The organism is Actinokineospora enzanensis DSM 44649 (genome assembly GCF_000374445.1).
GTDB lineage: Bacteria > Actinomycetota > Actinomycetes > Mycobacteriales > Pseudonocardiaceae > Actinokineospora > Actinokineospora enzanensis.
Genome location: NZ_KB894415.1, coordinates 48,920 through 60,726 on the forward strand (window position 1 = coordinate 48,920; position 11,807 = coordinate 60,726).

The following is an 11,807-nucleotide window of genomic DNA, read 5'->3' on the forward strand; positions in this document are numbered from 1 at the left end:
GACGCAGGCAGTGGAGTCTGCACGCTCAAGATGGCTAAGACCAGGGCTGTCAGGTGAACGCCGTAACCTGGACGCGTGACATCACTGCGAGCCGAGCCCCGGTGGCTGGAACCGGACGAGATGCGCGCGTGGCGGGCCTACGTCATCGGCAGCGAACTCCTGCGCCAGCAGCTCAACCGGGAACTGCAGGACAACCACGGGCTGGCCCTGCCGGACTACGAGGTCCTGGTCCGATTGTCCGAATGCGAGGGGCTCCAGATGCGCATGAGCCAGCTCGCCGGACAGCTCGCCTCGTCGAAAAGCAGACTCTCCCACCAGATCTCCCGCCTGGAGAAGGCCGGTCTGGTCCGACGCACCGGGTGCGCGGAGGACGCCCGGGGGGTCATCGCGGAGCTGACACCCAAGGGGATGGACGTACTCCGAACGGCGGCGCCGGTGCATGTGCAGGGGGTGCGGGAGCATCTGGTGGATCTGATGACACCGGAGGAACAGCAGGTGATCACCGGGTTGTTCGAGCGGGTCATCGACCACCTGGACCTGAGCTGACCCCTGGGCTAGGGGCTGGAGGCGTCGCAGCGCGGCCGAGTACATCCGCCTGGAAACGTTCGCCAGTCGCCTGAAAGACGAAGGCGCCCCCATACCCTTGTCGGGCGCGGGGGCGCCTTTCGTTCCGCGCGGTAGCGGTGGGATTCGAACCCACGGAGGGGATCAACCCTCATGCGTTTTCAAGACGCACTCCTTAGGCCGCTCGGACACGCTACCCAGCCGGTGACCAGGGTATCCGAGTGCCGAGGTCGGCATGGCTACCGGCATCATCCACGGCGTATGGCCCGCTGACCTGCGGTAGATCCGGGCTGCGACGAGCAGTAGCAGTTCGCCTTGCCCGCGTCGCGACGAATCGCGTCACAGACCGAGCGTGGACTTCAGCACCGTTACGGCCACCCCGGCTCCGATCGACGTCGCGAGCCCGATGGCCCATGTACCCGCGCTCTTGCCCAAAGCCCGGAGCCTGCGTTCGGTCCTGGGCGCGTCTCCCTCCTCAGCAGCTGCGATGGCCTCGTCGACCGATTCCAGTGCGTCCTTCTGCTCACCGGTCGCCGACTTGGCCACCATCTCACCCCGTAACTGCTTGAGCTGCTTGAGCAGCACCACGGGGTCGACGGCGGTGGTCTCGTCCGCGTCGAACGACACGCTCGCGACTGTGGCGTTGTCGCCAATCACACCGGCTTTGACCTCGCCCTGGAACGTGAACTTGCTGCCGCCATTCGTCACAGCTGCTCCTTTGTGCTTCGAACCTATGTAGACGACCGAGTCGTTGATCTGCACGCCGAGCGAGGGAGGTACCGTAGGCGATTCTTCCTCGGTCACCTGGCGCCTCGGCAGCACGGGTGGTCCGTACTGTGGTCGACGCGCGTCACCGCAACCGGTCATCGCGTCAGGGAGGACGGGCGCTACGTACGCGGGATTCGCCTCGCCCATCGTGCCCACGCGGTTGTCCCACTCGTACAGCAGCCGTGCCTTCATCTTCACGGGCGACCAGTCCGCTGTGTACTCGCCCAAGTACGCCGTCAGCCACTTGTGTGCGGTCTCAAGTTCACCGGCTTCCAGGGCCGCGAAGGACGCCAGCCACGCCTTGCCCTCGCGGAACTCCGACCTCCTGGAGTAGCGCTGGCTGTCGGGAATCCGAGCCTCGATCAGCAACTGGTGGGCTTCCTTGGCGCGGCCGGTCGCGAGCAGGGCGATCGACTCGTAGGTCGCGAAGTTGATGTATCGCGGAGCGGAGCGGCGTGCGATCTTGGCCCTCTTCGCCGCCTCGTCCCACCGACCCTGGCACATCGCGAACGCGATCTTCGCCTGGTCCGCCTGCAGGGACAGATCAGGCTGCTTGTCCAGCCATCGGCACAGGTCCGCCAGCAACTGGTCGTCCGCCTCGACGGCGCAGTACGGGATCGCGGGTTCGATGAGGCGGAAGCAGTTCGAGCCCCGCACCCGCTTGCGTTCGAACGCCTGGCGCAAGTTCTCGACGGCGGTGCGGGTCTCACCGAGCGCGACCAAGCACATGGCGGGGTGCGTGAAGAACGAGAACCGGTGGTCCGAGCTGTCGTCCGCCACGTGCTTCACACGGCGCAGCGCCTCGTCCGCGATGTCGACGGGGGAGGTATCCCCGCGTGCGGCCCAGGCGATCTTCAGCCGCAGCATCCATGGGTAGAACGAGTCGAGCGTCTCCGTGGCCTTCTCCGCGTGGGTCAGGCCGCGTTCGAGATCGCCGTCGTCCTCGCGCACCTGGAACAGGCGGGCCAGGTGGTAGCGCAGGTGCACGTTCTCGTGCCCGGTGTCGAAGTACGCCGTAAGCAGCTCGATGCGCGCGTCAAGTTCCATCCGCGACTCCGGCACGACGTGCCGGTACTCGGTGCCGAACCGCCGTTCGATGTCCGCGACGACCGGCTGGATCACCTGGGCGAACTCGGCCTGTGCCCCGGCGAGGACGTAGTGCCGCTGGATGCCTGCCAGTGCGATGGCGAGCCGTGCCTGGTGGACGTGGTCGCCGGGGTTGCGAACCACGAGGCCCTTGGCGAACCAGGCACCCGCGCGCAGGTGCGCGGCCTTCCACGCGTCCTCATCGTCGTGCAGCCGGACCCGGTCGACCTCCCGGACCGCGGGATGCACCTGGTACTGCGTGACCCGCCGCCCCTGCGGTCCCCTCGTCCAGGACTCGACCAGGAACCGGCTGAACAGTTGGCGCGTGAGATCGTTGCTCTCGACGGGGGCGTCAATGCCTGTGACGGCTTGTACGAGGCCGGCCTCGGCCCAGTCCGCCAGCACCGACAGGTTCCGTAGCGCCGCTCGTGCCGCGTCCGGCATGCCCTGGACGGCCTTGGCGACGAGCCCGTGCTCGACCCCGCGGACGAGTTCGGTGTCCACGGGCGCGGTCAGCGGTTCCGGTGGTCCGAGCAGGTCCTCCAGCAGGTGGTCGTCGGCCAGCAGCGCGCTCAGCAGCCGCAGGGCGCGGGGATTACGGCCCAGCCGGTTGACGACCTCGGCGTGCCGGTCCGCGGGCAGCACGTCCGCCCGTTTGTCCTCGGCGATCTGGCTGAGCGCGATCTTCAGCGCGTCCTGCTCCGCAGGCGGGTCGAGCCGCTGGGTGAGGAAGGGCTCCGTCCACAACGGGTCGATCTTGCGGTTCGAGACGATGAGCAGGCAGCCGCCCCGCGGGGTGCGCGTGGCAAGGTCTTGCAGCTTGTCCGCGAAGAACCGGAACGGGTGGGCCTTGTCATCGAGGCCACGCTGGAACTCGTCGATGACGACGATCGACTTCCTGGCGAGCAACGTCCGCACCGCGGCGAAGAACCCGCGCGAGTCGCGGATCTGTTCCTTGAGCCTCGGGTCGCCGATCGCCTCGTCACACTCCTCGAGCTTGCCGAAGAGGTGGGCTTCGAGGTCGACTGGTGATTCCGGCACATCGATCGAGATCGCGATCCCCTTGAAGCGGCGGACCAAGTTCAGCAGTGGCCAGACCACCTGCCTAGTCTTGCCGGTGCCGGACTCGCCGGTGAGGATCAGGCCCCGGTTTTCCCCGGACTCCCAGGCACCCCACAGGCGTTCGGCGACCTGGCGTCTCAATGGACCGTTGAGGTCTTTGAAGCGCGACATGCTGCCAATTGTGCCTGCGGTCACAGCGCCGGGCGGCGTTTTCGGGAGACCTGTGTCGGTATCCGGCGGTGGCTCACTCGTCATGATCCCGCAAGTCCGACCCGGGGAGGGCTACGCGAAGTACCTGCTGGTGATCTACGCAGCCGCGGCAGGCGAGTCGCACCGTCGAGCACCTCGGGGCGCCCCTTGACTTCGGCGGCACCCTCGGGTACAGCGGACCATTCGGGGAAGATTTTCGTGTTGCGGAGGTCGGGTGTCACGTTGTAGCGGGGGTGGGGTTCTGTTCTTGTTGGTCCGCACTGGTTGCTGGATCTTCCTCGGGGATGGATGCGCGCGGGAGCAGGGAGATGATTCCGAACATCAGACCTAAGAGTGTTGCGAATAGGGCTGGGTTCTGGTGTTTCACGCCCTCGACTCCCTCTGCCAGGGATGCCAGCACCAACTCGCTCATTGCCACCCCCAGCAGCATCAGGATCAGGATGCCCAGGTCACCCCGATCCCGGCCCCGCAACGCCCGGATCCCCAGATACGCGATGAGCAGCCACAACGGGATCACGACATAGAATCCCAGTGGAGCAACCAACGCGGTCGGGCCGGAGAGGACAGGGACCCGATACTCCTTCTCCTCCCACCCCTGTCCCGCCTCCATGGGAAAGTTCCCCAGATTCGGCACCCGAGCGGCCAGCATGTTACTCGCCCCCACATCCAAGATCTGCCAAGTCCGCAGCGGATGCGTCGAGTAATACCTCAGGATATTGTGGTTCGAGATCTTGTCCCGATACTTCGGATAGTCCGGATCCTTCGTAGCAGGCCGCGCCGACCAAAACCCGGTACCGATGTACTCGGCAAAATGCGCGGGTAACCCGAGCGCGGCCAAGTCCCCATAAGTGTCATGCTTGCCATCGAGGATGCTATCGAAAATGGCATGGTAGGCATTGGCCTCGCGATAATCCTCGTTGGCAAGGTCACCGGTCCCCTGCAGGGCGGCCGTCCCCGCCCCCACCACGAAGATGACCATCACCGGCAGCGCCCACCGAGCCAACCCGCGACGTCGGTCCCACAGGATGAATGCCAGCATTGCCAGTACCAGCAGTGGAAGTACCAACAGCGTCTGCGACTTGGCATTGACCCCGATCACACCACCCGCCGCGACCAACGCCGCACCGAACCATCGAGCCAGACCGTCCCGGCGCAGCAGCAGCATGCCCGCACAAACCAGCAGGATGCCGACAAACACGGCACCCTCACTCAAAATCGACGTGAAGTACCCGAAGAACGCCGAGTCCAGCGCGACCAGTGCGATGAGGATGCCGGCTAGAACCCGGTAGATCGGCCGCGCGGGTAGCGAGTGGGTGATGACCGTCAGGCTGAGAGCGACCAGAACCGCGCAAATGGCGCCAACAAGCAATAAATGCAGGCCAGGCGCCATGCCCAGCACGCCGCCGACCCATATGGCGAAACGGTCGATCCAGAACTGGGAGCTGATGTAGTCGCTCGGGCACATGCTGCCGGTCGGGTAGAACAGGCGGACCGAGCCTTCGAGTACCGCGCTCGACTCCGATGTGCCCAGGCCCAGTTTGCAAATCAGGCGCCAGCCGTCGCCGTTGTCCGCGATGCCGATGGGGACCGGGAGCAACCAGCGGATGCCGATCGCGGTGAGCCAGAGGACGAAAGTTCCGGTGGGTACCCATCGCTTCCACACCGCACCGGAGGGTAGTGATCGCCGCACATATCGTCAAACAAGTGTTTGTTAGTGGCACACTACGTAATCCTCAATGACACAGGGTGCGGTCTCCTCGCCGGGAGACCGCACCCTGTGCGCTGAATGGACTAATCAGCTGGTCGATTCGTCACCGGTGGCGGCCGGGGCGAAGGCGCGGGATGCCTTGGCCGTCAAACGGGCCTGGGCGCGAGCCGCGCGGGGCGGGACGCCGTTGATTTCCTCGGTGGAGATGGCGTAGGACGCGACTGCCCAGGCGACGGCGTCGGCGTTGCGGTCCAGCGCGGTGCGGTCCAGGTTGCCCAGGTTGTCGCACTTGGCGTGGTAGCACTTGTCGTAGGCGACGCCGACCTGGCCGCCCCACTTGTCCGCCTGGGCCTGGGTCTTGATGCCCTCGGCGCCGGTCGCGACGCCGCCTGCGGGGATGCCGTTCTTGATGAACTCGCCGTAGTCCGAGCGGCCGTTGAACGGGGAGCCCTCGGTCGGGACGCCGATCGCGCCGAGGAACGTGGCCAGCTGGGCCTCGATCTGCGCCGAACCGTACGGGCCCGCGGTGCCGGTGCCGGTGGAGTTGTCACCGTCGTAGACGAAGTAGCCCGCGTTCGGCGAGGCGAGCATGTCGAAGTTCAGGTACAGCGCGATGTCCAGCTGGCGCTCGAACGGCAGCGACTGCACGTACTTCGTCGACCCGACCAGGCCCAGCTCCTCGGCGCTCCACCAGGCGAAGCGGACCGAGTTGTTGACCTTCGGGGAGCCGCCCAGCTGCAACGCCGTCTCCAGCAGCGCCGCGCTGCCCGAGCCGTTGTCGTTGATGCCGGGGCCCGCGACGACGCTGTCCAGGTGCGAGCCCGCCATGACCACGTTGTCCTTGCGGCCGGTCTTGGTCTGCGCGATCACGTTGTACGTGGTGCGCTCCTCGCGCAGCGCGCGCAGCTCGACCGACACCGTGGCGACACCGGAGGCCGCCAAGGCCTCACCGTCCGCCTTGGAGATGCCGCCGGTGGGCAGCTTGGCCGCGGCCGGGTCGCTGAGCGTGCCGGACAGCGGGCCGTCCACGTTGTTGTAGATGACCACCGCGATGGCCCCGGCCTCGGCGGCCGCGGACTGCTTCTGGGCGAACGGGCACCCGCCGCGCTGGACCAGGACCACCTTGCCGGTGACGGCGGTGTAGTCGGTCGCCTCGCAGCCCGGGGTGGCGTCCAGCGGGATTACCGCCAACGGCGCGGTCACGCCCCCGACCGGGGTGGACAGGCTGTAGGTCATGATCGAGATCGGCACGTCCTTGCCAGCCGCGGACAGCTTCTGCGCCAAGGTCTGCACGAAGGTGAAGGGGAACGACTGCCTGGTGACGTCGAACCCGGCCTCGACGAGCTTGCCCTCCACGTACTCGGCCGACTGGTCGAACCCCGGCGTCCCGGCCGCCCGGGTGCCGCCGGTGCGGTCGGCGAACCGCTGGAACGCTTGCAGGTGCCGGTTCGCGCCCGCCCCGGTCACCCGGGTGACCAGGTTCCTGGCGAGCGCGGGTCCGTCGGGGAGCTCGGCGGACGCGGTCGGCGCCGCCGAGGACGGGATGGCGGTGAACGCGACCGCGCCGGTGGCCGCGAGGATGGCGGCACCGAGGCGGAATGACTTGCTTCTTGGCATGCGGGTCCCCTCGTTCACGGGTCAGCACGACCGCAACGCGTGACCTCCCCGACGCGGTCCGTGTTCCGGCGTGATGGCCACCATCGCCTGCCGGTCCGGCCTGGTCAAGAGTCGGTCATTGCCACCCAAACCAGCTCGGCCGCCCGCGCGACCCCCATTCCTGCGGAAAGGCCCCGCGGCGTGGTCGCCACGGGGCCTTTCCTTAGGCTGAATGCCGCAGGCGCGGCACAGATAACGATTTCTACGCGGTCACGCCGTGCGCCACGGGCGCCGTCTTGACCCGGCTGGTCTGGGTCTTGATCAGCGTCTTGCGGGCCGCCGCCTTGGCCGCCTTCGCGGCCGCGTTCTTCGGCGGAACGCCGTTGATGTCCTCGGTGCTGATCGCGTAGGACGCGGTCACCCAGGCGATCGCGTCGGCGTTGCGGTCCAGCGCGACGCGGTCCAGGTTGCCCAGGTTGTCGCACTTGGAGTGGTAGCACTTGTCGTAGGCGACACCCGCCTGGCCACCCCACTTGTCCGCCTGGGCCTGGGTCTTGATGCCCTCGGCGCCGGTGAACAGGCCACCGGCCGGGATGCCCTGGGCGATGAACTCGCCGTAGTCGGAGCGGCCGTCGAAGTCGGTGCCCTCGGTGGGCACGCCGGTGGTGTTCAGGAAGCCTGCCAGCGCGGACTCGATCTGCGCGGAGCCGTACGGACCCTCACCGGAGCCGACGCCGTCGGAGTTGTCGCCGTCGTAGACGAAGTAGGCCGCGTTCGGCGAGGCGGTCATGTCGAAGTTCAGGTACAGCGCGATGTCCAGCTGCTGGTCGAAGCTCAGCGACTGCACGTACTTGGTGGACCCGACCAGGCCCAGCTCCTCGGCGCCCCACCAGGCGAAGCGGACCGAGTTGTTGACCTTGGGCGAGCCGCCCAGCTGCAGCGCGGTCTCCAGCAGCGTGGCGCTACCCGAGCCGTTGTCGTTGATGCCCGGTCCGGCCTCGACCGAGTCGAGGTGCGCGCCCGCCATCACGACGTTGTTCTTCCGGCCCGTGGTGGTCTGCGCGATGATGTTGCGCGCGGGCTTCTCCACGGTGTGGAACCGCATGTCCACGGTGGTGGTCACGCCGTTCTTGCCGAACAGCGTGTCGCCGTCGGCCTTGCTGACGCCGCCGGTGGGCAGCACGCCGCCCTCGCCAAGGGTGACGCCCTTGAGCTGGCCGTCCACGTTGTTGGCGACCAGCACCGCCTTGGCGCCCGCGGCCGCGGCGTTGGCCTGCTTCTGGTTGAAGGTGCAGGCGCCGCGGCGGACCAGCACGATCGCGCCCTGGGTGGGCAGACCGGCGAAGTCGCTCGCCTCGCAGCCAGGGGTGGCGTCCTGCGGGATGGTCACCAGCGGGCCGGTGATGCCGCCGACGGGGGTCTGCGGGGACTCCTCCATCGGGAACGCGTCGACCTTGGTGCCGCCCGCGTCGGCGAACGCGGCGTCGCTGATCTGCACGGGGTAGGTGAACTCAGGGGTGCTCACCTCGAACCCGGCGCCGCGCAGCAGGCCCGCGACGTAGTCGACGCTCTGCTCGAAGCCGGGCGTGCCCACGGCGCGGGTGCCGTTGTTCTTGTCGGCGATGCGCTGCAGGGCGATCAGGTGCCGGTTGATGCCGCTGGCGGTGACCTTCTTGGTCAGGTTGCGCGCCAGCGCGGGGCCATCCGGCAGCTGGACCTGGGCGGTGGCGGGCACGGTGGTGAACGCGAGCCCGGCGCAGGCGGCGAGCAGGACCGCACCCGCCCGAACCGATGTCCTGGGGGACGACATGGGCAACTTCCCTTCGTGGGGGTGAAAGTGCCGGCTCATGACGGACCCCCGACCCGACCCTCGCGATCCGGCGAGCGTGACTCTTGCTCGCCACACGCCGCTGGTCAAGAGTTCAGGTTGGACTTGTGACCTTGGCGGACGACCGGTCGAAACGGGACGATCGCGGCTATCCACCGGCGGCGCGCGACCCGTGCGGCGATACCGTTGCGGTATGCGTGCCATCACGATCAGCGAACCCGGCGGCCCCGAGGTGCTGCGCTGGAGCGAGGTGCCCGACCCGGTCGCCGGTTCCGGCGAGGTGGTGCTGCGGGTCGCGGCCACCGCGGTGAACCGCGCGGACCTGTTGCAGCGCAAGGGCTTCTACCCGCCGCCGCCCGGCGCGAGCGAGATCCTTGGCCTGGAGTGCTCCGGCACGATCGTCGAGATCGGGCCCGAGGTGGGGCATTGGCGGGTCGGCGACGAGGTGTGTGCGTTGCTCGCGGGCGGTGGTTACGCGGAGAAGGTCGCCGTCCCGGCCGGACAGCTGCTCCCGGTGCCGTCCGTAGTGGACCTCGTGACCGCAGGTGGCCTGCCCGAGGTGGCGTGCACCGTTTGGTCCAACGTCGTGCTCACCGCGCACCTGTCCGAAGGGGAAACCCTGCTGGTGCACGGGGGTGCGGGCGGGATCGGCACGCATGCCATTCAGGTGGCCAAGGCGCTCGGCGCGACCGTCGCGGTGACCGCCGGTTCAGCCGAACGGCTCAGCCGTTGCGCCGAACTGGGGGCCGACATCACGCTGGACTATCGCGAGAGTGCGTTCGAGGACGAAGTGGACGCCGATGTCATCCTGGACAACATGGGCGCCAAGTACTTGCGCCGCAACGTCTCGGCGCTCAAGCGGCACGGCAGGCTGGTGGTGATCGGCATGCAGGGCGGCACGACCGGCGAGCTGGACCTGTCCGCGCTGCTGCGCAAGAACGCGACGGTCACCGCCACGAGCCTGCGCTACCGGCCGGTGGCGGAGAAGGCCGCGATCGCCGCCGAGGTGGCCGAGTACGTGTGGCCGATGCTGGCCGACGGCCGGGTGGTGCCGGTGACGCACGCGCAGCTGCCGTTGTCCGAGGCCGCGGCGGCGCACCGGATGCTCGACGAGGGCGGCGTGTTCGGGAAGATTGTCTTGACGGTCTAAGAGGTTCGGAGGTCGGAGACGGCTTCCACGAGCTGGTCGACCTCCACGGAGTTGGTGTAGTGCGCGAGTCCCACGCGGACCGCGCCGCCCACCTCACCGACCCCGAGCGTGGCGAACACGCCGGTGGGGGTGTCGTCGGCGAACGCGCAGATGCCGCGTTCGGCCAGCCGAACCACGGCGTCCTGCGCCTTCACGTCGGCCACGGTGAACGCCAGTGCGGGGATGCGCCGCATGGCGTCGCCGATGACCATCAGGTGCCGCTGCGCGCGCAGGTCGCTGATCAGCCGGGACAGCAGACCGGCCTGGTAGCTCTTGGCCGAGCTGAGCGAGGTGACCAGCCGCTCGCGGCGGGTGCCGGTGGCCGCGTCGTCCAGATCGGCGAGGTAGTCCACCGAGGCGACCAGGCCTGCCAGCAGCGGGTAGGCGTGCTGGCCCAGCTCCAGCCGCTCCGGGCCCTGTGCGCGCGGGTCGAGCGAGCTGGCGGGCAGCCGCTCCAGCATGGCCGGGTCGGCGAAGGCCAGCGCGGCCACCCCGGGACCGCCCCAGGCGCTCGCGGACACCGCGACCACGTCGACACCCAGCGCCTGGATGTCCATTGGCACGAACGGCGCGGACGAGGACGCGTCCACCACCACGACCGCCCGCTGCGCCTTGGCCAGCTCGGTGATCCTGGTCAGGTCGGGTCGGGTGCCGACCGCGCCGGACGCGCCGGTCACCGCGACCACCTTGGTCCGGTGCGAGACCAGGTTCTCGTACTGCCAGGCGGGCAGCTCGCAGGTCTCGATGTCGATCTCCGCCCAGCGCACCGTCGCCCCGGCCCGCTGCGCCACCCGCAGCCAGGGCGCGGTGTTCGCCTGGTGGTCCAGCCGGGACAGCACGACCTCGTCGCCGATCAGCCAGCCGTCGCCGAGCGCCTCGGCCAGCCGGGCCAGCAGCTGCGCGGTGTTCGGCCCGAGCACCACCCCGGCGGGCTCGCAGCCGACCAGGTCGGCCACCGCGCGGCGGGCGGCGTCCACGATCGCCTCGGCGCGCTGCGACGCGGGGAACACCCCGCCGGGCCCGGACACCGGGGCGCGCAACGCGGTCGACACCGCGGTCGCCACCTGTTCGGGCACCTGCATGCCCGCGGGCGAGTCGAGGTGGACCCAGCCGTCACCCAGCGCGGGGAACAGCCCACGAATTCGAGCGACGTCGAAGGCCATGCGCCACACCGTACGAGAGTGCCCCCGGCCACCGCCTGCGCGGGTCCGCCGACGACTACCCTCGCAGGGGTGACACAACCCAGCAACGGCCCTGACGAGCTGCCGCAGCACGTGGTGGTGGTCGGCCCCGACGGCTCCCCCCTGGGCACCGCCCGGATCCCGGACGGCGACCCCGCCCCCGGCGAGTCGGTCGGCGACCTGGTCGAGCAGCCCGCCAAGGTGATGCGCATCGGCACCATGATCAAGCAGCTGCTGGAGGAGGTGCGCGCCGCACCGCTGGACGAGGCCAGCCGCAACCGGCTGCGTGAGATCCACAAGCGGTCGATCGCCGAGCTGGAGGACGGGCTGGCCCCGGAGCTGCGCGAGGAGCTGGAGCGGCTGTCACTGCCGTTCGCCGAGGAGAACACGCCGTCGGACGCGGAGCTGCGGATCGCCCAGGCGCAGCTGGTCGGCTGGCTGGAGGGGCTGTTCCACGGCATCCAGACGGCGCTGTTCGCCCAGCAGATGGCGGCCAGGGTGCAGCTGGAGCAGATGCGCCGCGGTCTGCCGCCGGGCTCCCGCCCGGACGCGGAGTCGCCGCTGCGGCCGAGCAACCCCGGCCAGTACCTCTGAACTGCTGAAACGAAGGATCCG

The 11,807-nt window shown here is 68.8% G+C and carries 8 protein-coding genes and 1 tRNA gene; 3 read left to right on the forward strand and 6 right to left on the reverse strand.

What is annotated here, in order from left to right:
* Positions 1-75 precede the first annotated feature (75 nt).
* Entirely contained in the window at positions 76-546 is a 471-nt protein-coding gene (locus C503_RS0116970; protein ID WP_018683412.1) for a MarR family transcriptional regulator, read from the forward strand.
* Between the two features lie 129 nt (positions 547-675).
* Here the strand turns inward: C503_RS0116970 and C503_RS45995 are convergent.
* The 5 genes from C503_RS45995 to C503_RS0116990 all read right to left on the reverse strand — a co-directional run bounded on the left by C503_RS45995 (position 676) and on the right by C503_RS0116990 (position 8,804).
* Positions 676-762: transfer RNA gene (locus C503_RS45995), tRNA-Ser, on the reverse strand.
* Between the two features lie 141 nt (positions 763-903).
* Complete coding sequence (locus C503_RS0116975; protein ID WP_018683413.1) at positions 904-3,651, reverse strand: ATP-binding protein; 2,748 nt, start codon at positions 3,649-3,651, stop codon at positions 904-906.
* Between the two features lie 256 nt (positions 3,652-3,907).
* On the reverse strand, positions 3,908-5,353 hold the full coding sequence (wsfD, locus tag C503_RS39675) for a glycan biosynthesis hexose transferase WsfD (protein ID WP_018683414.1): 1,446 nt from the start codon (positions 5,351-5,353) through the stop codon (positions 3,908-3,910).
* A gap of 132 nt (positions 5,354-5,485) precedes the next feature.
* Positions 5,486-7,015 (reverse strand): M28 family metallopeptidase, encoded by a 1,530-nt coding sequence (locus C503_RS0116985; protein ID WP_084477176.1) that lies wholly within the window; start codon positions 7,013-7,015, stop codon positions 5,486-5,488.
* A 241-nt stretch (positions 7,016-7,256) separates the two neighbouring features.
* A complete protein-coding gene (locus C503_RS0116990) occupies positions 7,257-8,804 on the reverse strand; it encodes a M28 family metallopeptidase (RefSeq protein ID WP_018683416.1) in 1,548 nt (515 codons plus the stop codon).
* A gap of 211 nt (positions 8,805-9,015) precedes the next feature.
* Between C503_RS0116990 and C503_RS0116995 the strand changes: the two genes are divergently transcribed.
* On the forward strand, positions 9,016-9,972 hold the full coding sequence (locus tag C503_RS0116995; protein ID WP_018683417.1) for an NAD(P)H-quinone oxidoreductase: 957 nt from the start codon (positions 9,016-9,018) through the stop codon (positions 9,970-9,972).
* Here C503_RS0116995 and C503_RS0117000 read toward each other — a convergent pair.
* A complete protein-coding gene (locus tag C503_RS0117000; protein ID WP_018683418.1) occupies positions 9,969-11,174 on the reverse strand; it encodes a cysteine desulfurase-like protein in 1,206 nt (401 codons plus the stop codon). The two genes, C503_RS0116995 and C503_RS0117000, sit on opposite strands and share 4 nt — an antisense overlap.
* Positions 11,175-11,243: 69 nt before the next feature.
* Between C503_RS0117000 and C503_RS0117005 the strand changes: the two genes are divergently transcribed.
* On the forward strand, positions 11,244-11,786 hold the full coding sequence (locus C503_RS0117005) for a bacterial proteasome activator family protein (RefSeq protein WP_018683419.1): 543 nt from the start codon (positions 11,244-11,246) through the stop codon (positions 11,784-11,786).
* Positions 11,787-11,807: the final 21 nt, after the last annotated feature.